This is a genomic window from Arthrobacter sp. NyZ413 (assembly GCF_049390645.1).
GTDB lineage: Bacteria > Actinomycetota > Actinomycetes > Actinomycetales > Micrococcaceae > Arthrobacter.
In genome coordinates, this window is record NZ_CP155434.1 from 3750033 (window position 1) to 3772174 (window position 22142).

Annotated in this window: 21 protein-coding genes; 11 read left to right on the forward strand and 10 right to left on the reverse strand. The window is 65.0% G+C overall.

Going from position 1 to position 22142, the window contains the following annotated elements; all coding sequences use genetic code 11:
• The first annotated feature begins 96 nt into the window (after positions 1-96).
• Positions 97-2679 carry a bifunctional lysylphosphatidylglycerol flippase/synthetase MprF gene (locus ABCW42_RS17490; protein WP_423182373.1) on the forward strand — a complete coding sequence of 861 codons (2583 nt, stop codon included), beginning with the start codon at positions 97-99 and terminating at the stop codon, positions 2677-2679.
• A 5-nt stretch (positions 2680-2684) separates the two neighbouring features.
• On the opposite strand, the gene ABCW42_RS17495 is transcribed toward ABCW42_RS17490, so the two are convergent.
• The 4 genes from ABCW42_RS17495 to ABCW42_RS17510 all read right to left on the reverse strand — a co-directional run bounded on the left by ABCW42_RS17495 (position 2685) and on the right by ABCW42_RS17510 (position 6499).
• Positions 2685-4571 (reverse strand): glycoside hydrolase family 15 protein, encoded by a 1887-nt coding sequence (locus ABCW42_RS17495; protein WP_423182374.1) that lies wholly within the window; start codon positions 4569-4571, stop codon positions 2685-2687.
• A complete protein-coding gene (locus ABCW42_RS17500; RefSeq protein ID WP_423182375.1) occupies positions 4568-5152 on the reverse strand; it encodes an adenylate kinase in 585 nt (194 codons plus the stop codon). The genes ABCW42_RS17495 and ABCW42_RS17500 overlap by 4 nt, the downstream gene beginning before the upstream one ends.
• Before the next feature lie 127 nt (positions 5153-5279).
• A complete protein-coding gene (locus ABCW42_RS17505) occupies positions 5280-6212 on the reverse strand; it encodes a threonine/serine dehydratase (RefSeq protein WP_423182376.1) in 933 nt (310 codons plus the stop codon).
• Between the two features lie 2 nt (positions 6213-6214).
• Positions 6215-6499, reverse strand: coding sequence for a hypothetical protein (locus ABCW42_RS17510; RefSeq protein WP_423182377.1), 285 nt, complete (start codon positions 6497-6499; stop codon positions 6215-6217).
• Between the two features lie 261 nt (positions 6500-6760).
• Here ABCW42_RS17510 and ABCW42_RS17515 point away from each other — a divergent pair, with 261 nt between their 5' ends.
• The 3 genes from ABCW42_RS17515 to ABCW42_RS17525 all read left to right on the forward strand — a co-directional run bounded on the left by ABCW42_RS17515 (position 6761) and on the right by ABCW42_RS17525 (position 11510).
• Positions 6761-8929 carry a transglycosylase domain-containing protein gene (locus tag ABCW42_RS17515; protein WP_423182378.1) on the forward strand — a complete coding sequence of 723 codons (2169 nt, stop codon included), beginning with the start codon at positions 6761-6763 and terminating at the stop codon, positions 8927-8929.
• A gap of 295 nt (positions 8930-9224) precedes the next feature.
• Positions 9225-10925 (forward strand): alkaline phosphatase family protein, encoded by a 1701-nt coding sequence (locus ABCW42_RS17520; RefSeq protein ID WP_423182379.1) that lies wholly within the window; start codon positions 9225-9227, stop codon positions 10923-10925.
• Positions 10926-11165: 240 nt separating this feature from the next.
• Positions 11166-11510 carry a hypothetical protein gene (locus ABCW42_RS17525; RefSeq protein WP_423182380.1) on the forward strand — a complete coding sequence of 115 codons (345 nt, stop codon included), beginning with the start codon at positions 11166-11168 and terminating at the stop codon, positions 11508-11510.
• A 58-nt stretch (positions 11511-11568) separates the two neighbouring features.
• Here the strand turns inward: ABCW42_RS17525 and ABCW42_RS17530 are convergent, their stop codons facing one another.
• Both ABCW42_RS17530 and ABCW42_RS17535 read right to left on the reverse strand, forming a co-directional pair.
• The gene (locus ABCW42_RS17530) at positions 11569-11865 is read right to left on the reverse strand and encodes a hypothetical protein (protein WP_423182381.1); all 297 of its coding nucleotides are present in this window, start codon (positions 11863-11865) and stop codon (positions 11569-11571) included.
• 108 nt (positions 11866-11973) lie between these two features.
• Positions 11974-12642: an alpha/beta fold hydrolase gene (locus tag ABCW42_RS17535; protein ID WP_423182382.1), complete on the reverse strand. Its 669-nt coding sequence runs from the start codon at positions 12640-12642 to the stop codon at positions 11974-11976.
• 202 nt (positions 12643-12844) lie between these two features.
• On the opposite strand from ABCW42_RS17535, the gene ABCW42_RS17540 reads away from it, so the two are divergent.
• Entirely contained in the window at positions 12845-14350 is a 1506-nt protein-coding gene (locus ABCW42_RS17540) for a CHAD domain-containing protein (RefSeq protein ID WP_423182383.1), read from the forward strand.
• A gap of 21 nt (positions 14351-14371) precedes the next feature.
• On the opposite strand, the gene ABCW42_RS17545 is transcribed toward ABCW42_RS17540, so the two are convergent.
• Both ABCW42_RS17545 and ABCW42_RS17550 read right to left on the reverse strand, forming a co-directional pair.
• The gene (locus tag ABCW42_RS17545) at positions 14372-14674 is read right to left on the reverse strand and encodes a DUF4193 domain-containing protein (RefSeq protein ID WP_423182384.1); all 303 of its coding nucleotides are present in this window, start codon (positions 14672-14674) and stop codon (positions 14372-14374) included.
• A gap of 94 nt (positions 14675-14768) precedes the next feature.
• On the reverse strand, positions 14769-15269 hold the full coding sequence (locus tag ABCW42_RS17550) for a MarR family winged helix-turn-helix transcriptional regulator (protein ID WP_423182385.1): 501 nt from the start codon (positions 15267-15269) through the stop codon (positions 14769-14771).
• Between the two features lie 110 nt (positions 15270-15379).
• Here ABCW42_RS17550 and ABCW42_RS17555 point away from each other — a divergent pair, with 110 nt between their 5' ends.
• Genes ABCW42_RS17555 through ABCW42_RS17565 form a run of 3 tightly spaced genes read left to right on the forward strand, consistent with a single transcriptional unit; the run spans position 15380 to position 17366 of the window.
• Positions 15380-16156, forward strand: a complete 777-nt coding sequence (locus tag ABCW42_RS17555; RefSeq protein WP_423182386.1) for a hypothetical protein — start codon at positions 15380-15382, stop codon at positions 16154-16156.
• Positions 16153-16983 (forward strand): SDR family NAD(P)-dependent oxidoreductase, encoded by an 831-nt coding sequence (locus ABCW42_RS17560; RefSeq protein WP_423182387.1) that lies wholly within the window; start codon positions 16153-16155, stop codon positions 16981-16983. The genes ABCW42_RS17555 and ABCW42_RS17560 overlap by 4 nt, the downstream gene beginning before the upstream one ends.
• The gene (locus tag ABCW42_RS17565) at positions 16980-17366 is read left to right on the forward strand and encodes a nuclear transport factor 2 family protein (RefSeq protein WP_423182388.1); all 387 of its coding nucleotides are present in this window, start codon (positions 16980-16982) and stop codon (positions 17364-17366) included. The genes ABCW42_RS17560 and ABCW42_RS17565 overlap by 4 nt, the downstream gene beginning before the upstream one ends.
• A 23-nt stretch (positions 17367-17389) precedes the next feature.
• On the opposite strand, the gene ABCW42_RS17570 is transcribed toward ABCW42_RS17565, so the two are convergent.
• Positions 17390-17992: a DUF1992 domain-containing protein gene (locus tag ABCW42_RS17570; RefSeq protein WP_423182389.1), complete on the reverse strand. Its 603-nt coding sequence runs from the start codon at positions 17990-17992 to the stop codon at positions 17390-17392.
• A gap of 136 nt (positions 17993-18128) precedes the next feature.
• On the opposite strand from ABCW42_RS17570, the gene ABCW42_RS17575 reads away from it, so the two are divergent.
• The 3 genes from ABCW42_RS17575 to ABCW42_RS17585 all read left to right on the forward strand — a co-directional run bounded on the left by ABCW42_RS17575 (position 18129) and on the right by ABCW42_RS17585 (position 21375).
• Positions 18129-18380 (forward strand): DUF2630 family protein, encoded by a 252-nt coding sequence (locus ABCW42_RS17575; protein ID WP_133203656.1) that lies wholly within the window; start codon positions 18129-18131, stop codon positions 18378-18380.
• A gap of 3 nt (positions 18381-18383) precedes the next feature.
• Positions 18384-18869, forward strand: a complete 486-nt coding sequence (locus ABCW42_RS17580; RefSeq protein ID WP_423182390.1) for an NUDIX domain-containing protein — start codon at positions 18384-18386, stop codon at positions 18867-18869.
• Between the two features lie 121 nt (positions 18870-18990).
• Positions 18991-21375 carry an ATP-binding cassette domain-containing protein gene (locus ABCW42_RS17585; protein WP_423182391.1) on the forward strand — a complete coding sequence of 795 codons (2385 nt, stop codon included), beginning with the start codon at positions 18991-18993 and terminating at the stop codon, positions 21373-21375.
• Positions 21376-21386: 11 nt separating this feature from the next.
• Here the strand turns inward: ABCW42_RS17585 and ABCW42_RS17590 are convergent, their stop codons facing one another.
• Positions 21387-22043, reverse strand: coding sequence for a GntR family transcriptional regulator (locus ABCW42_RS17590; RefSeq protein ID WP_423182392.1), 657 nt, complete (start codon positions 22041-22043; stop codon positions 21387-21389).
• Positions 22044-22142 lie beyond the last annotated feature (99 nt).

Sequence of the window (22142 nt, forward strand, 5' to 3'; positions counted from 1 at the left end):
AAATGAGGAAAGGACACGAGTAAGTGATACCTGTCTCTTCCTCCTGGCGCATGTGAAAGAATTTTGCTGAACTTTCTGGCTCTTGAGAGGAACCCCGTGCACCAGCCGGCGACCGGGCCGGAATCCATTTCCGGCTCCAAAGCCCGATTCCGCCGCCCATGGCTCGGACGATTACGCTCTGCGTCGGTCACCTTGGGCTTCGTGGTGGTCTTCTGGGCCGTGGGCCTCGTGAGCCTTGCCTTCGGTGCGTTCGGACCCAACGGGATCCTGCGCCTTGACGTCGCCGCGACTACGCACACGTTCCCTGAGCATTGGTGGACCATAGCGTCCTCAGCCCTCTGGGCGAGGGATCCGATCTCCTACATTCTCGAGACCGTCCTGTTGCTTCTGATCGGCATCCCGGCCGAGCGGCGCTTGGGACACCGGGCCTTTGCCCTCGCGGCCGTAGCCAGCCAACTCCTTGGCCTCGTGATCGCACTCGGCTTCCTCGTGGTGGCGAGCGGCTTGCTGGGCAACTGGACGGAAGAGATCGGCAACCACCTCTTCCTCGGTCCGAGTGCGTTCGTCATCGGCGCCGCCATGGCTGGAACGGCGTCGATGGCCACCCTTTGGCGACGGCGCATCAGGTTGGCCGGTTTCGCCTTATTGTTCCTCCTGGCGCTTTACAGCGGGGCATTCGCGGACCTCGTCAGGCTTGCCGCGGCCGCGGTGGGCACGGTCCTCGGTCCCTTGCTGCTTGGCAGGCGTCCGAGGATCGGCCGGCTTGCCAGCACGCGCCACGAAGGCCGCGTCCTGATCGCGCTCCTGATCGGGGCGTCTGCAATCGGGCCGGTGCTTGCCGGACTCATACCGCATGCGGTGGGACCGCTGTCCATCCTGCGCTTCCTTTTCACCAACATCCAGCCGGTCGATCCACAATCCCTCCAGAGCCTGTGCTCGGACCCTGCGCAGGCCAAGGACTGCGCCGTTGCCCAATTGCAGTTGCGCGCCGGGGCCGGCGGGATCTTCATGGCTATCCTTCCGTCCTTCCTCCTGGTGCTCATGGCGGACGGACTTCGCCGCGGGCGACGCTTCGCGTGGGCCGGCGCGCTGCTCATCCAGCTTGGCCTGTCCGTCCTCGCGATCATCGCGATCGCCAACGTCTTCCTATCCTCTCCAGCAGAGACCGGGGCAAGCGAGGGCATTGCCGCCATCGAAGGGTCCGGCTACCCCAACCCGCTCGCCCTCGCACTGCCCCTCCTCTTGCCGTTGGTGCTCTCGACCGTGCTGCTGGGGTCCCGGCGGTTGTTCCAAGTTCCGGCCCCTGCGGGAACCTACAAGCGCCAGGCGAGCAGGATCCTTCCCACCGCCGCCGTACTCAGCGTGGTCTACGTGGGCGTCGGCCTGCTCGTCGCCCAGGACTTCACTCCGGCCCCCGGTTTGGCTAACTTGCTGGCAGACGTGCCGGACCGTTTCCTGCCCCTGGGCTACGTCCTCGACGTGCCTCCGGCGTTCTTCCCGCAAGGTGCCGACGCCGTCCTCTTGTACGAAGGCGTTGGCGTGGTTTTCTGGGCGGTAGCGGGCGCGGTGATTTACCGGACCTTCCTCCGGCAGGCGCACACCCGGCTCGATTCCAGCACCGAGCGGGCCAAGGCCTTGATCATGGCCGGGGAAGGAAGTTCGCTCTCCTGGATGACCACCTGGCCGGGCAACATGTACTGGTTTTCGCCCGGTGGAAGGTCCTTTGTGGCGTATCGGGTGCGCACGGGTATTGCGCTTACCCTCGGTGCGCCCGTGGGCCCGGAATCCGAGGTAGCCACGGCCTTCGCGGAATTCGCGCGCTTCTGCCGCGCCAACGGGTGGACACCCTGCTTCTACTCGGTGCCACAGGAATTGCGTGATCACGCGGACTCCGCCGGTTGGAGCTCGGCCCAGGTGGCGCAGGAAACCGTCCTTCCCCTGCATTCGCTGACGTTCAAGGGGAAGAAGTTCCAGGACATCCGCACGGCCCTCAACAACGCTGCGAAAGAGGGCATCCGGTACGAATGGACGAGCTTCGCCGCGGCCCATTTTTCGGTGCAGGTCCAGATCGAGGAAATCTCCGAAGAATGGGTGGCGGACCGGAACATGCCAGAGATGGGCTTTACCCTGGGCAGCTTGGACGAGCTCGACGACCCCGAGGTCCGCTGCCTGCTCGCGGTGGACCGGCACCGCAAGGTCCACGCAGTGACTTCCTGGCTGCCCATCTACCGCAACGGCCACATTGTGGGCTGGACGCTGGACTTCATGCGTCGCCGCAGCACGGGATTCCGCTCGAGCATCGAGTTCCTCATCGCTTCGGCCGCGCTCAGCCTCAAGGATGAGGGCTGCGAGTTCCTGAGCCTTTCCGGGGCTCCGCTCGCCCGGGCCGAGGAAGCCGCGGACGTCGCGCAGCGGAGGACGCCTTCCCGGCCGCCAAGGAGCGTGGACCGCTTGCTCGACTGGCTGGGGGCCACGCTGGAACCGGTCTACGGTTTCCGTTCGCTCCTGGCCTTCAAGGCGAAATTCCAGCCCACGTACGAACCCCTCTACATGCTTTACCCGGACGCGGCTTCCCTGCCGGCGGTCGGAACAGCGGTTGCCCGCGCCTACCTGCCAACTCTCAACCTCGGTGCCGGGCTCGCGTTGGCGGGCCGCATCTTCCGCAAGCCGAAGCGCTGAACGGGTCAGTCCGGCGTCGCTCCTGTTCCGGGCGCCGGGTCAGATACCGACGCCGGTTCCGTCACCGGGCCCGACGACGGCGCCCCACCGATGGGGGCATCGCTGCGGTGGGCTTTCCCGTGCTGGAGTTGCAGGGCGCTGATGACCAGGCAGAAGTGGCTGAACGCCTGTGGCGTGTTGCCCAGCTGCCAGGAATTCCGGGGGTCCCATTCCTCGCTGAGCAATCCCACGTCGTTGCGCAGGGACAGGAGCCGTTCGAAGAATTCAGTCGCTTCTTCCTGGCGGCCGGCGCCCAAAAGCGCGTCCACCATCCAGAAGGAACACGCGAGGAAGACGCCTTCGTTCCCCGGCAGGCCGTCGTCGCTGGCTTCCGGGCGGTAGCGCAGCACGAATCCGTCCGCCGTGAGTTCGCGCTGGATGGCGTCGATGGTGCCGATCACGCGGGGATCGTCGTGGGGCAGGAAGCCGACCTTTGGAATCATGAGCAGGCTCGCGTCCAGCTCCTTGCCCCCATAGGACTGCACGAAGGTGTTCCGTTCGGCGTCGAAACCGTTGGCCATGACGTCGTCGTGGATTTTGTCCCGCAGTTTCTCCCACTGCTCCACGGGACCCGGGAGTCCCGCCTCCCGGACACCCTTGACCATGCGGTCCACGGCCACCCATGCCATGACTTTCGAATGCACGAAGTGGCGCTTGGGGCCGCGCATCTCCCAGAGTCCGTTGTCCGGTTGGTCCCACGTTTTCTCAAGGTGCCCTATGAGCGCCAGCTGGATGTCCCAGGCCTCATCGCCGTGTCCGAGCAACGAGGAACGGGTCAGGGAGAGACAATCGAGGACTTCCCCCCACACATCGAGCTGGAATTGCTCGGCCGCCGCGTTCCCGATGCGGACCGGCGACGAAGACCGGTATCCCGAAAGCCAGCCCAGCTCCGATTCGGGCAGCCTCCGTTCGCCGTGGATGCTGTACATGATCTGGAGGTCGGCGGGGTCGCCCGCAACGGCGCGCAAGAGCCAATCCCGCCAGGCCGCGGCTTCCTCGGTATAACCGGCGGCCAGGAACGCCTGGAGAGTGAGCGTGGCGTCCCGTAGCCAGCAATAGCGGTAGTCCCAGTTCCGCGGGCCGCCGATTTGTTCGGGGAGGGACGTGGTGGCCGCGGCGACGATGCCTCCCGTGGGGGCGTAAGTGAGTGCCTTCAGGGTGATCAGCGAGCGCTGGATGGCTTTCCTATAGGGTCCGCGGACGGTGGACCGCTTGCACCAGTCCCGCCAGAAGGACGTGGTGTCCTCCAAGGCGTTGTCCGCATCGACGCTGCGGGGCCGCCGTTCGTGGCTCGGTGCCCAGGTGAGGACGAAGGGAACGTGGTCGCCGGCGTTCACGGTGAACTCGCTGACCGTGGTGAAGTCCTCGCCCTTGGTGGGCGCCGTGGTCTTGAGGTAGACGGAGTCCGGGCCGGCGATGGCGTGCACACCGTGCCTGTCGCGGCGGACCCACGGCACAACATGCCCGTAGTCGAACCGGAGGACCAGTTCTCCGCGCATCTTGACGGTCCCGCGGATGCCTTCGACCACGCGCACGATGTCCGCCACCTCATCCCGCGGGGGCATGAAATCGATGACACGGACATGCCCCTCGTCGGTTTCCCATTCCGTTTCCAGGATAAGCGTGCGGTCCCTGTATTGGCGCCGGGTGCAAGTGCCGCCTGATTCGGGGGCGAGGAGCCAGCGTCCGGCATCAGGGGAATCCAGGAGGGCGGCGAAGCAAGCGGGGGAATCAAAGCGCGGAAGGCACATCCAATCGATGGACCCCGTGGTGCTGACCAGGGCCGCGGTATGCAGGTCCCCGATCATGGCGTAGTCCTCGATCTTCTGGCTCGTTCCCGCGGAAGTGTTCATTTTGCCTCCCTTAGTGCTGATTCGATGGCTGCGATGGCCTTGGCCGTGATGTCTTCCCTGTTCCCCGATCCATCCACGCCAATCACGATTCCGCGCGCGGTATATTGCGCCACCACAGCCTGCGTCTGCTCGCGGTACAACTCAAGTCGACGGCGGAACACAGGTGCAGTGTCGTCGCTTCGGCCTTGTTCCTGCGCCCTGTGGAGCATGCGGGCCACCAGGATGTCGTCCTCCACCGCCAGTTCGAGGACGACGTCCAGCCGCTGCCGGTTGCCGGACAGCATGGTGTCCAGCGCATGGATCTGGGCCGTCGTGCGCGGGTAACCGTCCAGGAGGAATCCGGACTTGGCGTCGTCGTCGCGCAACCGCTCCTGGACCATGGCGTTGGTGACGTGGTCCGGTACGAATTCGCCGTTGTCCATGTATTTGCTTGCTTCGGTGCCGAGGGCTGTCTTCCCTCCGACGTGCGCCCGGAAGATTTCGCCCGTGGAGATGGCCGGAATGCGGAAATGGCGCGCGATGTGTTCGGCCTGGGTGCCCTTGCCCGATCCCGGAGGGCCCATGATGATCAATCGCGCCATGTCGCTGTCCGTTCCTGAAGCGGTAGTTGCCCGTGAAGCGGTTTTGCCTGTCCCGGCATTTTCGCTAGAGCTTAGCAACTCGCGGCTGGCGACGGCAGGACCGCGCCCGCTGCTTCAAACAGTGGCTTCAAACAGTGGCTGGGTCGGTGTTTGCGCCGCACAGGATCACGGCTACGCGTTCGCCCTCCGCGGGAACATAGGCGCCGGAATTCAAGGCCGCGAAAGCCGTGGCAGCCCCGTGCTCCACCACGATCCTGTATTGCTCCCACAGGAGGGAGCGCGCGGCGGCGATGTCGTCGTCGGACACTAGAACGGGGCGGACGCCTGTGCGGACGGCTACCGCGAAACCGATGCGGCCGATCTGCCGGGCACCCAAGGAATCGGCGGCGATACCCGAAACGGCAACGTCCACTGGCGCGCCGGCGGCCATGGCCGAGTAGAGCGTGGGCGCATTGTCCGGTTCAACGCCCACCACGGTGGCATGGCCTTCGACGGCGGCCGCGATTCCCGCCATGAGGCCGCCACCGCCGACGGCAACAACAACGGTGTCTACTCCGTCCAGTTGCTCCAAGAGCTCGGAGCCAACCGTTCCGGCTCCGGCCGCGATCTCGGGCTGGTCGTAGGCGTGGCAGAGGACCGCGCCCGTTTCCTCGGCGTAGGCGAGCGCGGCTTCAAAAGCTTCCGCGTACTCGGCTCCATGCTGGACAACCGTGGCCCCGATGTCCCTCAGCTTCTTTACCTTGACGGCCGGCGCGGTTTCCGGGACGAAGACGGTGGCGGGCACGCCGACGTGCGCTGCCGCATAGGCGTTCGCCAGGCCCGCGTTGCCGCCCGACGCGACTACGATGCCGACGTCGTCCTTGAGCTCGCCGCGCTCCCGGGCGGCGAGGACACGGTTGAAGGCGCCCCGCGCCTTGAAGGTCCCGGTGTGTTGCATGAACTCGCACTTGAACCACAACTGCCCGGGCACGGTTCCGGCGTCGGCCTCGAAAACCGGTGTGCGGCGGGCCCTCCCGGCAATGCGGGCGGCGGCTTCATCGACGTCGGCGCGTGTGATCATGGCTAGAGCGACTCGGCGTCGGTCTCCGCGGGCTGCTGGAGGCGCGCCTGCCGGTTCCGGAGCCAACGGCGGACGAGGTCGACGGCGGCAAGGATCCCGGCGAGGGGGGATAGGACGACGACGCCGTAGATGAAGATCATCCAGGTCAGGATGGCCAAGGGCGGCTGCCCTCCGCTCAACCAGGACAGGCCGCCAAGCAGGCCGATCGTCCAGAACAGAACCACTGACACGAGCACCGCTCCCGCGGGAAAATACTCGCTCCGCACCACAGCCATGAGAGTCTCCACGGCCGCCCCACCTGCCTTCCTCAACAGCACCGCAACACCATCAGTATGCATCCGGAAATTCGCCGTTTCGTGCCAGCGCGCGGGCGAAGTGACGAACATAACCACCCGGGCGTGTCGCAATCGAGTTTGTGTACACCTCACACCCGTTAAAAGCCTTCTTAAGGGGTGTGAGGTGTACACAAACTCGAGAGGTGGCGGGGCCTAGTTGCTCCCAGGGTTGCGGCGTAATGTGGAAAACACACGAGGTCGATAGCTGGAAACATGGCGTTGAAAAACGAACCGAAGACTTCCTTGTCGCGGGTCATGCTCAGGATCTTCGGATTCCTGGTCACCAGTACTGTTTGCGGAGTTCTCGCAGCCAGCCTGGTAGCTCCCGCCGTGGCTTCCGTGGGCTTCGCCGTCAGCGGTTCCGTCCAGTACTTTGACGCACTCCCGAGCCAGCTGGATATCACTCCACTTCAACAGGCCACCACGGTGCTCAGCTCGGACGGGAAGACGATCGCCACCTTCTACGACGAAAACCGCGTCAAGGTCAGCCTCGACCAGATGTCCCCCTACATCAAAGAGGGAATCGTGGCCATCGAGGACAGCCGTTTCTACCAGCACGGCGGGGTTGACCCTCGGGGAATCATCCGCGCACTCTTTTCCGACCTGAGCGGCGGTGCCAAGGAAGGCGCCTCCACCATTACCCAGCAGTATGTGGCCAACGTCCTCAACGAGACCCTTCTGGCTGCCGGACAAGGCAACGAAGTTGTGCTTAACGGCCAAAAGACCTTGGGCGACAAAGTGCGCGAAATGAAGCTCGCCGTCGAGCTGGAAAAGCGGTATACGAAGGACCAGATCCTCGAGGGCTACCTCAACATCGTGTTCTTCAACCGGGACGCGTACGGCATTGAAGCCGCGGCACAGCACTACTTCAGCGTCTCCGCGAAGGACCTCAGCCTCCCCCAGGCCGCCCTGCTGGCCGGACTAGTGAACAGCCCCAGCTATTACGATCCCACCGTCTATCCGGACCATGCCATCCAACGGCGCAACCTGGTCCTCTCCGAAATGCTCAAGCAAGGCATGATCCAGCAAGCCCAGTATGCGGCGGCCGTGGCCACCCCGGTCCAGCTCAAGATCTCGGCCGGCGGGCAAGGCTGCGGCTCCGCGGAAATGGCACCCTACTTCTGCGACTACATCTCCCATCTGATCCTCAACAACCCGGCGTACGGCGCCACTCCAGCGGACCGTGAGAACCTCCTCTACCGCGGCGGGTTGACCATCACCACCACCTTGGACAGCCGGCTCCAGGGAGCGGCCCAGACGCAAGTGGACGCCACAGCCGGAGCCAACCCGGATAAATGGGGCGCTTCCTTGGTGACCATCCAGCCCGGGACCGGCAGGATCCTGGCCATGGCCCAGAACACCGTATGGCTGCCGACTCCCGGAAAGTTCGACTCGCAACTGAATTTCAATGTCGATGCCAAGGACGCCAACGGCAATGACCTCAATGGCGACGGAGGTTTCCAACCCGGGTCAACCATGAAGCCGTTCACCTTCACGGAATGGCTCAACGAGGGCAAATCCCCCACCCAGGTTGTGGACGCTTCCAAGCAGGTCTATCCCCTGGGTTTCCCCTGGCGGGCTTCCTGCGGCAAGGTGCTGGGAGCTTACGACAGCGCTGAAAAGAGCCTCGGTGCCGCTGACGATCTTCGCAACAACGACGCCGGCTACTACCGTCCGATGCCCGTCAATTACGGACTCTACAACTCCATCAACACCGCAACCTTCGCCGAGGCCACCCAGCTGGACTTCTGCGGAATCCAGCATGTAGTGGACGCCGTCGGCCTTCACAGCGGCGTTGACGGCTCGCCAGTGAACATGCTCCAACTCGGCAATCTCCTGGGCGGCACCGAAGTCTCGCCGCTTGTACTCGCCGACGCCTTTGCCACCTACGCCAATGACGGTTCATACTGCGCACCCATCGCCTTGTTGAGCGTGACCACCCCGAGCGGGGCCAAGCTCCCGGCGCAGGCGGCTTCCTGCCGGGCCGCCGTCAAGCCCGAGGTTGCCCGTGGCGTCACCTCCGTCCTCCAGGATGTCCTCAAAAAGGGCTCGGGCGTGTACATCCAGCCGAAGGTCCAGGATTTGTTCCCCACCGCCGCGAAAACGGGCACCAGCAACACCAATGGCGCAACGTGGGTGGTCGGCTACACCACCGGTCTCGCCACGGCGTCCTTCTTCGGCGACACCTCCGCGGGCCAGTCCCGCCCCGGGCAGAACGTGACCATCAACGGCAAGTTCTATCCCGCGCTGGACGGTTACATGCTGGCAGGCCCGCAATGGGCGAACTACATGTCCCAAGTAGGCCGCCTGTACCCGGCGGGCGCTTTCCCCGCGCCTCCCGCGCCGCCTTCCCCGTCCCCCTCCCCGTCGCCCTCCCACTGAGCGGCCCGCCTGCTAAAGCGGCCCGGCCACTGGACGCGTCCGACGTCGGGCCCTCCCCCGGTAGGCCACGCTGGCTGGCGCCGGGCGTACGACGGCGGCACGCGCCTCGGGCGGCCGCCTCGCCAGCCCATTCCTGAGAGTTTCCAAGGAATTCCGATACCCGCAATTGAACCTGCGGTGAATGTTTATGCCCGAGGGCCGATTCCGGGAAAATGCGGCCGTTTTCCCAGCCAGAATCATGCGGGGACAAACTTTCAGACGATAAGGCAACGCAATAGCGAAGGGTCTCATTCACATGAAGACAGCCAAGAAAACCGGCCTGGCCGCAGCAGCGGTCCTCGGGGCCGTATTGATGGGCGGATCCGCAATAGCGCCCGCACTGGCGGACGACGCCCAAGGCACACACAACCCGCAGGGGCAGAACTCGCAGCAGGGCCAGGGCGGCAAGGGCGAAACCGCCAAGCACGTCCTGCTGCTTTCCGTCGACGGCCTCCACCAGAAGGACCTGGACACCTACGTCAAGAACCACCCGACGTCGGCCCTGGCATCTCTCGTCAACCACGGCACCAGCTACACCAACGCCCAGACCCCTGTTCCCTCGGATTCGTTCCCGGGCATGGTGGGCCAGCTGACCGGCGGCAACCCGGGCACCACGGGCATCTACTACGACGACACCTACAACAGGGCCCTCCTGCCCGCAGGCACCACGGATTGCAAGAACACTGCGCCCGGCGCCGAAGTGGCCTTCACCGAAGCCGCGGACAAGGACCAGACCGCGCTCGACGCCGGGCAAGGCCTCAGCGGGCTTCCGTCCAGCATCCTCTCGATGACCGGTCAGCCCGGATCCCTCCTGAACCCGGCGGCGCTTCCGGTAGACCCGGCAAGCTGCAAGCCGGTCTATCCGCACCAGTACTTGAAGGTCAACACGGTGTTCGAGGTGGCCAAGAGCGCCGGTCTGACCACGGCGTGGTCGGACAAACACCCCGCCTACGAAATCCTGAACGGGCCGTCCGGCAAGGGCATTGACGATCTCTTCACGCCGGAAATCAACAGCAATGCCGCGGCTCCCTTCACGGGCGACTGGACCAAGGACAACGCCGCCACCCAGCAATACGACGGCTACAAGGTCCAGGCAGTGCTGAACGAAATCGCCGGCAAGGACCACTCGGGCACCATCGCGGCCGCCGTGCCCGCGATCTTCGGGATGAACTTCCAGTCCGTTTCCACTGCCCAGAAGCTCCCGACGTCGGACGGCCTGACCGGCGGCTACCTTCCGGGCGGCACCGTCCCCGGCCCGCTCCTCGCCAAGGCGCTGGACTTCGTCGACGCCTCCGTGGGCAAGTTCGAGGCCGCGCTCGCCGCGTCCGGCCAGGCGAAGGACACCACGGTGATCCTTTCGGCCAAGCACGGACAGTCCCCGATGGACCCCACCGCACTCACAAGGGTTCCCGACGGCACAATCATCGACGGCCTGAACGCAGCCTGGAAGGCAGCCCACCCCGGCACGGCGGACCTCGTCGCGTTCTCCACGGACGACGACATCATGCAGTTGTGGCTCTCGGACCACTCCCAGGCGGCAGCACAGTTCGCGAAGGACTACTTGGCCTCGCACACCGCCGCGGGCAATGACATCAACGGCGCGGCGAAGACCGTGACGTCGTCCGGCCTGGACAAGATCTATGCCGGTAGCGAGGTTGCCGGCTACTTCGGCACCCAGGCCAGCGATTCCCGCTACCCGGATATCCTCGGTATCGCCCAGGCCGGGGTCGTCTACACGGGCGGCAAGTCGAAGATCGCCGAACACGGCGGTGCCGGTGCGGAGGACCGCGATGTACCGCTCGTGGTCTCCGGTGCAAACGATGAGCATGCCCGGACGGTGGGTGCCGCCGTCGAGACGACGCAGATCGCACCGACCATCCTGAAGACCCTTGGCCTGGACCCGAACAAGCTCCAAGCCGTGCAGATCGAGGGAACCAAGGTGCTCCCCGGTCGCTGACCGGTATCAGGAGCCCGGTTTTAGCAGCCCGGTTTTAGCAGCCCGGACGGCCGCCCAGCTTTGGCCGAAAACAAGCCGACCCTTGTGCGAATCGTGCACAAGGGTCGGCCGTTTTGCGGCCATAAGTGAGCGGGGATCGGGGTGCCGGGCGCGCGTTCCGGAGCGTTCGCAAAGCCGGCCCGCCTTGGGTGCCGTGCGCGGTCTGCTTACAATCGAACGTCAGCAACTACTGAGGGAACCATGAAGAAAATCACCACAGCCCTGCTCGCGGCCGGGCTCGTCCTCTCCGCTTCAGCGTGCTCCGCATCGCAGCAGTTGAGCACTGCGGACACCTGCGCCCGGGTCAAGACCGTCATCTCGAACCCCACGAATACCTCGGACAAGACTGGAACCATCCGGGTGGCGAACCAATTGCGTCCCATCGCCGTGGTGTCCTCGGACGAACTGAAGCCCACCTTGAAGACCCTCGTGGACTACCTTGACGAGACGTCGAAGGACAACCCGGACAAGGCAAAGCTCGCCTCGATGCAGACGGACTACCAGAACGCCGGCGCCAACTTCACCAAGTACTGCGGCCAGCAGTAATCCTCGCCATTCCCCGGGGCCGGTCACCGCTGACCGGCCCCGGGTGGTTTGGGCCAGCCTAAAGGGCCGTGTGCTTTCCGAACGGATGATGGCCCGCAGGCTGCCCGTGGCTGCCCAGCCATTCTGCCAAGGCCTCGCGCAATATCTCGCTGGGCGTGAGGCTGAGCGTTTGCGATGCCGATTCCAGTGCCCGATCCAACTCATCGGGGATTTGGAAGTCCAAGGGCTCAGGACTGCCTTTCCGCGGCAGTCCGGAAGGCACGTCGTCGCCCCGCAAAAGCTTGCCGACGGCCGGCTTAATGTCATTTTCGGTCCACGCTGAAAGGCGTTCGAAATGACTCACATCTCGTGTCATTGAAAATCCCCTCCCGACTTTAAGCATCCTCCGTTGTCGGGTCGCCGTCATCCTTTCGGAGCGAACTGGGCGCGCACTCTCGCTGCTTCATGCGAACTGTTGGACCATTCAGCGCCGCAAGAGGTAGTCCACCACTCCCCGTGGGTTCGATAACGCGAGGAGGTGGCCGCCCGGCAGGACATCCGGCTTCACGCCGAGCCGTTCGCGCGCCAGCCTGCGCTGGAACTCGAGCGGGAAGAACCTGTCCTCCGTTCCGCTGAGGACCCGGAGGGGAATGTCCGGCCAGTCCGTGAAATCGCAATGCGATCCGAAAACAGCATCGGCCTCCGCACGCTGGTACGGTTCCCCCTCCGCCGCCACGTCCGGTGGCACATCGTGCAGGAAGTACTCGTCCAGGTCGAACTCGGTACTGTAGCCGCCCGCAATCGCGGCACTCAGTCGCGCTTGTTCCCAGCCAGTCTCCTGCCACCAGCTGCCCGGAGTCCCTCCCGGCGCCGGGATCATCGCGTTCACGAAAACCAGTTCGCCGAGTCGGACACGCGCGCTCACCATGGCTGCCGTGAATCCGCCCAGCGATTGCGCCACGAGCACCACTCCGTCACGCCGGTCAATGGCTGTTTCGACGAGCCCGGCATATTCAGGCAGCCCGGCGTTTTCGTCGTCGCCGGGCAGGTCCACCGCGACGACGTCGTGCCCGGCCTCCCGGAGGAGGGGAACAACGCGACTCCAGTACCAGGCCGTGCCGCCAGCGCCCGGAATCAGGACGAAAGCGCTCATCGGAGGTCCCCTTCGGGCCGGGGAACAAGGCAATCGAGATACGTCGTCGACGTCATTCCCACATTCTTCCCCAGATCGAGCTGCCCGCAAGGCCCATGGGCGAAACGCACGGGTTGGGACAGGCAAAGGGCTTTCCCATGGGGTGGCGTAGTGGGACGATTCGTACGTGAGAGGCAAGAGACGCGAGAGGCCGTGAACAAGCATGTCGAACCAGGAATCCCTGGAAACAGAACGCAAGTACGAAGCAACGCTTGAAATGCCAGTGCCCGATTTCCGCTCGATAGAAGGCGTCGAATCGGTTGCGGCTCCCGTCGAACACGAACTTGAGGCCGTGTATTTCGATACGGATGACCTCGCCCTCGCGAGGCACCGGGTGACCCTGCGACGCCGGACGGGCGGCGAGGATTCCGGTTGGCACGTGAAGCTCCCCGCGGGAACGGACAGCCGTCTGGAAATCCACGCGCCGCTCGGCCAGCCCGAGACCGTTCCCGAGGAACTCTCTGAAAGACTGCTCGTGTTCACCCGCCTAGCCACGCTCAGGCCTGTGGCCCGGGTCCATACGCGGCGGACGGTGTACCGGCTGCGAGGAGCCGACCACGCCACGCTGGCCGACTTCGCGGACGACTTCGTGACGGCCACCGCCCTGCATCCGGCCCAGTTGGAAAGGCAGTGGCGGGAGTGGGAAGTCGAGCTGCTCCACGGCGATCAGGCTCTGTTTGACAGCGTCGAAGGCCTTTTGTCCGAATCCGGCGCAAAGCCGTCGGCCTATGCCTCCAAGCTGGCGCACACGTTCGGGACCGCCTGGCCACCGGCAGTGCCCACGCCGCCCAAGGTCCGGAAGAAGGGGCCGGCGGGAGACACCGTGATGTCGTATGTCGCCGAACGGATCGCGGAAATCACGGCGCTGGACTCGGCCGTCCGGCAAGGAACGGACGACTCCGTGCACCAAATGCGATCGGCAACGCGCCGCCTGCGCTCGATCTTGTCCGTGTACGGAAAGCTCTTCGATGCCGACGTCGTTGCCCCGCTTAAGACCGAGTTGAAATGGCTAAGCGGAATACTCGGCAGGGCTCGGGACGCCGAGGTGCTGCGGGCACGCATAGCGGACGTCCTCAACGCGCAGCCGGACGAGCTGCTACCTGGTCCTGCCGCGGCCAAGGTCACGGAAGAGCTCGATTCCTCCTACAACTTCGGATACCGCGAGCTTCTCCGCACCATGGGAAACAGCCGCTATTTCCGGTTGCTCGACGCACTTGAAACCTTCCGCGACGATCCCCCGCTCAAGGCCAAAGCGAAAAAGAAGGCCCGCCCGGTCACCGCGAAATTGAGCGCCAACGCAATCAAGCGGCTCCGCCGGTCCCAAAAGGCGGCAAACAAGAGCAGCGGCGCCAAACATGATCCGGCGCTTCACCGGGTGCGCAAGGACGCCAAACGGCTGCGGCACGCGGCGGAGGTGCTTGAAACCGTGCACGGCAAGCCTGCGGCAAAGCTGGCCCGGCGTGCCCAGGAGATGCAGAAGGTCCTGGGCGAGCACCAGGACAGCGTCATCGCCCAGTTGGTGCTGCGCCGGCTCGCAAGGGAGACGGGCGGATCGATGGCGGACGGCTCCACCTTCGGCCGGCTGCTCGCTGCGGAAGAGCAGCGAGCAGCAGACTCCGGAGCGCGCTATGAAAAGCTGGCCAAGAAGAGCCGCCTGAAGCCCCTGTGAGGGGCGGGTGCTGCGAGGGATCTAGCCTTCGCACTCCACGCAGTAGGCGTGGCCGTCCTTCTCGAGGGCAATCTGTGAGCGGTGGCGCACCAGGAAGCACGAGTAGCACGTGAACTCGTCGTCCTTCTGCGGGACCACTGCGATGACCAGTTCTTCGGCCACGAACTCGCCGCCGGGAACGTCGCTGCCTTCAAAGGCGTCGGCTTCGTCGAGCTCGCGCACCACGCTGCGGGCGTCCGGTGCGTTAGCGGACTGCAGCGCCTGGAGTGACGTATTTTGGGATTCCGCGACGTCGGAGCGGAGTTCGTCGTAATCGGTTGCCACCTGGGGTTTTCTCTTCTCTTCGGTGTTGTCTTGCGAAAGTGCAACATACACCATGTTGCTGCTATTCCCCACAATGTGAGGTTCTTCACGCCGGTCAGGAGCCTACCCGCGACTCCCTCGCGACCGGTTCCCGCGCGACATCCCGGTGGAGGTCCGCGTCGAGTCCGTGGCCTGCGGCGAGCTGCGCGAGGAGGAAACCAAGTTGCGCGATTTGTTCACGATTGAGCGGCGCCAGAAGTTCCGCTTCGTGCTTTTCGGCGATCTCCCGCAGTTCGCGCAGGACCGCGGTTCCGGCGTCGGTGAGGTGGAGTTCGTAGTTCCGGCGGTCCGCATTGCTGCGGGTCCTCTCCACCAGCCCGCGTTCCTGCAGGGAGTCAATGAGCGAAACAACCCGGCTGGGGACGGCACCCAGCCGGTCCGCGAGGGAACGTTGGCTTAGCCCGGGTTCACGGCCCAGCAAACGGATGACTCCGGCGTCGCTCGGTGAAAGGCCGATCTCCCGCGTGCGCGCGGCAAAACGGGACGATGCGACGGCGCCGAGTTGCGACAAGAGAAAGGCGGCGCGGCTCGGCCTGCCCGGCGATGCTGGTTCCATGACTCCAGAATACCCGCTTGACAGAATAATTCTGCAGGTGAACGATTTGAGTAGTGATGCAATTGTCAAGGTAAGAAGAAAGAGCCAAACCACAGTAGAAGGGTCCAGCCATGAGCATTCCCCCTCCTCCCGACGGTCGCCGGAAATCAGGCGGCCCGCACCCGGGCATCCTCGCCCTTGTCAGCCTGGGGATCTTCCTCCTCGGCCTCATCGCCTCAGCAATCATGACCAGAGGGGCAACGTTCGTGTCCCCGTTCGCTTCCGAAGCCCAAGTGGCGGCGTTCTTCCAGCAAAACGTCTCGGCAACCCGGGTCAACGGCATGCTCCAGTTCGGTTCCGCCGTGCCTTTGGGGATTTACGCGGCCACCGTCTACGCCCGGCAGCTCCGGCTGGGAGTCCGTGTCCCAGGTCCCGCCATCGGCCTCTTCGGCGGTACGACGGCGGCAATCTTCCTCATGCTTTCGGGCTCCGTAACGTGGCTGTTGAGCCGGCCCGAGATCACGACGGAAGCCACACTCACCCACGCACTCGCGTTCCTGGCGTTCATCACCGGAGGCGTGGGCTTCGTCGTCGGAATCGGCTTGTTGGTGGCGGGGCTGGCGGTTCCGTCGCTGATCTTGCGCTTCATGCCGCGCTGGCTTGCGTGGGCCGGGCTCGTCCTCGCCGCGCTGAGCGAACTGAGCTTCCTCTCCATGGCGATCGAACCGCTGCAGTTCCTGCTACCCATCGGGCGCTTCGGAGGGCTCGCGTGGCTGGTGGCGGCAGGCTTCCTGTTGCCGCGCAACCGGGCTGCCGCCAACGAGGATCCGCGAGCACGCGCCCACGGCGCCCCGGCCGACAGAGCGGACGGCAGAACAGCCGGCACTAGCGGAACGGCACGGGCATGACGACGGCGGAACCCACCTCGCTGCTGTCCGGGCGGGTCGCTCTCGTGGTCGGTGCCAGCCGCGGCATCGGCGCCACCATCGCCGCCACCTTGGCCGGTGCGGGCGCCCAGGTTGTCCTCGCCGCGCGCAACGCCGCGGACCTGGACCGCCAGGTTTCGGCGATTGCCGAATCATCCGGCCGCCCGGGGTCCGCCGTCGCCATGCCCGTCGACGTGACCCGGGAGGACTCCGTGAAGTCCTTGCTGGACGGGATACGGGACCGCTTTGGCCGCCTCGACGCCGCAGTCAACAACGCCGCCGGCGGAGGCCGGACACCAGCCCCGCTGGCCGATTGGGACAGTGAAGAATTCGACACCGCAATCTCGGCCAACCTGCGCGGAGTATTTCTCTGCCTGAAGTACGAAATCGGACTCATGCTGTCCGGCGGCGCGGGACGTTCCGGCGGCGCGGTCGTGAACATGTCCTCCACAGCAGGAGAACAGGGCGTCTCCGGCATGAGCGGCTATGTGGCGAGCAAGTTCGGCGTCGGAGGCCTCACCCGGGTGGCCGCGCTCGACTATGCCGCGCAGGGAATCCGGGTCAACGCCATCGCGCCAGGGCCCATCCTCACGGAGCGCCTCGCTGCTGCCGGGCAAGCTGCTCAAGACCGCGTGGCGGCAGCTGTGCCCCTTGGACGGATCGGGTCCACGTCGGACATCGCCGCGGCGGCCCTGTGGCTGTGTTCGGATCAGTCATCATTCGTCACGGGCACGGTCTTGGCGGTCGACGGCGGACGCCTGGCAGGAACGCCTGCCTTCAACACAAGCAGAAAGGAAACCCAGCCATGAATGAAACCCGTTCCAACATTGAAGAACTCAGCCTGATCTGGGCAGAGGCCGAACGGAACAATGACGCCGCCACATTGGACAAGCTGCTGGCGGAAGACTTCACAGCCGTCGGACCACGCGGATTCGTCCTCACGCGGGCCGAGTGGCTCCAGCGATACCAGGAAGGAACCTTCATCAACGACAAGCTCGAGTGGAATATCAACAGCGTCCGCACCTACAGCGACTCGGCGGTCCTCATCGGGATCCAGAACCAACAGTCCGCCTACCGTGGGCAACCTTCCAACGGCCAGTTCCGCGTGACGCAGATCCTGGTCCGGAACGACGGGCGATGGCAAATAGCCGGCCTTCACTTGTCACCCACGGCGCAGCCCGAGGCGCACTAGGACGGAGCCGGCTCCGGGGCTGCCTAGCCGGGTCCGTTCCAGATGCGGCGCCACCACCGTTTCTTGACAGGCTCCTCAGGCGCCTCCGCAGCGGGAGCTTGCGCAGCCGCTGCCCGGCGCTGGCGCCAGCGTTCCAGTTCGACGTCGACGTCGCGGGTTTTCGTGATCACCGGCGGGCCGCCTTGGAGTTGGCGCCGCGCGTCGATGACCCGGGCGTTGAAGTCCTCCAGGGTCTCGCGCACTTGCTTCTCCGAGTACATTGCGTCGAGTTTGGCGTCCAGCCCGGCGTCTTCCGTGCGGAGCAGGATGGCTTTCGGACCCAGGCCGCTCAGCTGCTCCCGCTGGATGAGTCCTTTGACCCACCAATCGGGATCGTAGCGTTCCCCCAGCCCGGGAATCGGTTTGCCGGAGTACTTCAAATTGTCGAATTTCCCCTGCGCCATGGCATCGCGGACGAGGTAGTCCACCCGCGCGGCGTCGCCCACTTTCCGGCGCCCCTGGCGTTCCGTTTCCTCAGCGGCGGCGAGTTCGGCCTCTTCCTGGGCCGTCATGCCGGTAGTGCGCACCTTCCGCAGTTCGAGGGCACGCTCCAAGCGGCGCCTGAACGCACTGTTTTCATGGTTCACGGTCCACCGCCTTCGCCCGCGGAAATCCTGCTCCTCCTCCCAGTATTCCGCACACCGGGATTCCACGGGCACTGGCCACCCTCCGCGCACGTCACTACCCTGACTGGTAACGACCACCACAAGGAAGAAGGACACCATGGACGAACAAGGGATTCTCCAGCGCATCAAGTCCCTCGTGGATGAGGAACGGGAACTGCGGGAAAAGGCCGAGTCCGCACCTCCCGGACCTGACCACGCCCCGAACCGCGCACGCCTGGAGCGCCTCGAACAGGACCTCGACCAGTGCTGGGACCTCTTGCGGCAGCGGCGCGCCAAGAAACAGTACGGGGAAAACCCGAATGAGGCCTCGGTGCGGCCAGCGCAGCAGGTGGAAGGCTACAACGGCTGAACCATGACAATTCGAAGCGCCGGACTCTTGTTGTACCGCCGCGGCGCGACCGGCACTACGGCCGGACAAGACCTCGAGGTGTGGATCGCCCACATGGGCGGCCCCTTCTGGGCGCGGAAGGATGAGCACGCGTGGTCCGTCCCCAAGGGCGAATACCTTGAGCACGAGGATCCCTTGGTGGCGGCAAAGCGCGAATTCGCCGAAGAAATCGGCACCGAGCCACCCGCCGTCGAATACTTCCCGCTGGGCACGTTCCGGCAGCCGTCGAGCAAGCTCATCACGGTCTTCGCCGCGGAGACGGATTTCCGGCCCGAACAGATCGTGAGCAACACGTTCGAGCTGGAGTGGCCCAAGGGATCCGGGTTGGTGAAGAGCTACCCCGAGATCGACGACGCCGTGTGGACCGGCGAATCCGTTGCCCGCACCAAGCTGGTCAAAGGACAAATCCCGATCCTCGACGCGCTTGTCCAGCACCTGACTTCTAGATGATGGACTCGGCCGGTCGCATCCACTGGCAGGGCAAGCCCGCGCCTAGAATGGCCGTCATGGGCAACAAGGTCCGCCTCGGCCCGGCCGCGACGACGGCCCGCGCACAACAGATGGAGACACGATGAGCACGGCCACGGAAGCGCAGACTCCAGGGACGCACATTGCCGACAGCCACGAGCTGATCCGGGTACAGGGCGCTCGCGAGAACAACCTCAAGGACGTCAGCATCGACATTCCCAAGCGGCGGCTGACGGTGTTCACGGGGGTGTCCGGTTCGGGCAAGAGTTCGCTCGTGTTCAGCACCATCGCGGCTGAGTCGCAGCGCATGATCAACGAAACCTACAGCACCTTCGTGCAGGGCTTCATGCCCACCATGGCCAGGCCCGACGTCGACGTCCTCGAAGGCCTCACGACGGCGATCATCGTGGACCAGGAGCGCATGGGTGCGAACCCCCGCTCCACGGTGGGCACCGCGACGGACGCCAACGCGATGTTGCGGATGCTCTTCAGCCGGCTTGGACAACCGCACATCGGTTCTCCGCAGGCATTCTCGTTCAACGTCGCTTCGGTTTCCGGAGCGGGCGCCGTGACCATGGAACGCGGTGGGACCACCACCAAGGAGCGGCGCAGCTTCAGCATCACGGGCGGCATGTGCCCGCGCTGCGAAGGCCGCGGCTCCGTCACCGATTTCGACTTGACCGCGCTGTACGACGCCAGCAAGTCGCTCAGCGAAGGCGCCCTCACAATCCCCGGGTACAGCATGGACGGCTGGTTCGGCCGCATCTTCTCCGGATCCGGTTTCTTCGACATGGACAAGCCGATCGGCAAGTACACCAAGAAGGAACTCCACGACCTCCTCCACAAGGAACCCGTCAAGATCAAGGTCGAAGGCATCAACCTCACCTTCGAAGGCCTCATCCCGAGGATCCAGAAGTCCATGCTGTCCAAGGATCCGGAGGGCATGCAGCCGCACATCCGCGCCTTCGTGGAGCGGGCCATAACCTTCACCACGTGCCCTGACTGCGAGGGCACCCGGCTCACCGCAGCGGCACGCTCATCCAAGATCAACGGAATCAGCATCGCCGATGCGTGTTCGATGCAGATTACCGACCTCGCCCGGTGGGTAAGGGTACTGGACGAACCATCCGTGCAGCCCCTGATCAACGGCCTCCAGCACCTCCTGGACTCGTTCGCGGAAATCGGCCTCGGCTACCTCTCCCTCGACCGTCCGGCGGGCACGTTGTCCGGCGGAGAGGCCCAGCGCACCAAGATGATCCGCCACCTGGGCTCCTCGCTCACCGACGTCACCTACGTCTTCGACGAGCCCACCATCGGCCTGCATCCGCATGACATCGAGCGCATGAACAAGCTCCTGCTCCAGCTGCGGGACAAGGGAAACACTGTGCTCGTTGTCGAGCACAAGCCGGAAGCCATCTCGATCGCCGACCACGTGGTGGACCTCGGCCCGGGCGCCGGCACCGCGGGCGGCCAGGTGGTCTTCGAGGGCTCCTTGGAAGGACTGCGTACCAGCGGCACCCTCACGGGGCGCCACCTCGAAGACAGGGCCGCGCTCAAGGGCTCGGTGCGAAGCTCCAATGCCGCGTTGGAAATCCGCGGCGCCACGGCCAACAACCTCCGCAACGTGGACATCGACATTCCGCTGGGCGTCCTGGTGGTGGTGACGGGTGTGGCCGGCTCGGGAAAGAGCTCGCTCATCCATGCTTCGATCCCTGCCGACGAAGGCGTGATCTCGGTGGACCAAGGAGCCATCAGGGGTTCGCGGCGGAGCAACCCCGCGACCTACACCGGTCTCCTTGAGCCAATCCGGAAGGCGTTCGCGAAGGCAAACGGGGTGAAGCCGGCGCTGTTCAGCGCGAACTCCGAGGGCGCATGTCCCACGTGCAACGGCGCCGGCGTCATCTACACGGACTTGGGATTCATGGACACCGTGTCCACCCCGTGCGAAGAGTGCGAGGGCAAGAGGTTCCAGGCATCGGTCCTCGAATACCACCTCGGCGGCCGGAACATCGCGGAAGTGCTCGCGATGTCCGTCAAGGAGGCCGAGGAGTTCTTCTCGGCGGGCGAGGCGCGCATCCCGGCGGCGCACGCGATCCTTCAGCGGCTGTCCGACGTCGGGCTCGGTTACCTCAGCCTGGGGCAGCCGCTCACCACGCTCTCCGGCGGTGAGCGCCAGCGCCTTAAGCTCGCGAGCCACATGGGCGGCAAGGGCGGCGTCTACGTCCTGGACGAGCCCACGACGGGACTGCACCTGGCCGACGTCGAACAATTGCTTGGCTTGCTCGACCGGCTCGTGGATGCCGGCAAGTCGGTGATCGTGATCGAGCACCACCAAGCGGTGATGGCGCACGCCGACTGGATCATCGACCTCGGACCGGGCGCCGGGCACGACGGCGGGCGGGTGGTTTTCGAGGGCACTCCGGCCGATCTCGTGGCCGCGCGATCAACCCTGACGGGAGAGCACTTGGCGGCGTACGTAGGCAGGTAAGTTAGCTGCGCCTAGGCCACGAGTTCCGCGGCGGCGCTGTCCATGTGCTGGAGGATCGTGTTCCGGGCCAGGTTGACGTCCCCCGTCTCAATGGCGGCCACGATGTCGTTGTGCCGCGCGACGCTCATGTTCTTCACGCCCTTTTCGAGCCCGGCGAACATGATGGACATCCGGATCGATCCTTCCAAGGACTCCCACGAATGGAGCAGCGTCTCGTTGCCGGTCAGGCGGCACATGGTGCGGTGGAATTCGAGATCCGATTCGATCCGCTCCTCGAGGGTTTCCTCGGCGGCAGCGGCCATCGCATCGATCGCGGTACGCAGCGTCGCGATTGCGTGCTTCCGGTCCGCCATTTCGCATAGCGTGCGCGCGGCGAGGGATTCCAGGGCTGCCCGAACGGAGTAGATATCGCGGATTTCCTTGGCGTCGAGGTGGCGGACGGAGAGGCGGCCGCGCGGCCCGGCGGACAGGAGTCCTTCTTGCTCGAGTTGCCGCAATGCCTCGCGGAGGGTGCCGCGGCTGATTTGCAGCATGTCGGACAGCTCGGTCTCCACGAGGTGCCTGCCCGGTGCCAGCTCGCCGCTGGTGATGGCGGTGCGCAGCGCGGAGAGCGCCTGCTCACGGAGGCTCTTCTTTTCCAGCCCCAAAAGGGGTGCTGTTACGGCCATCGTGCCCGTCCTTCAATGTCAGTGGTTGACTGTTTACAGTCGAACTTCTATGTGTCGATGTTACGGCAGAAGCGCGGCACCGGCACTTGCCGGTGCCGC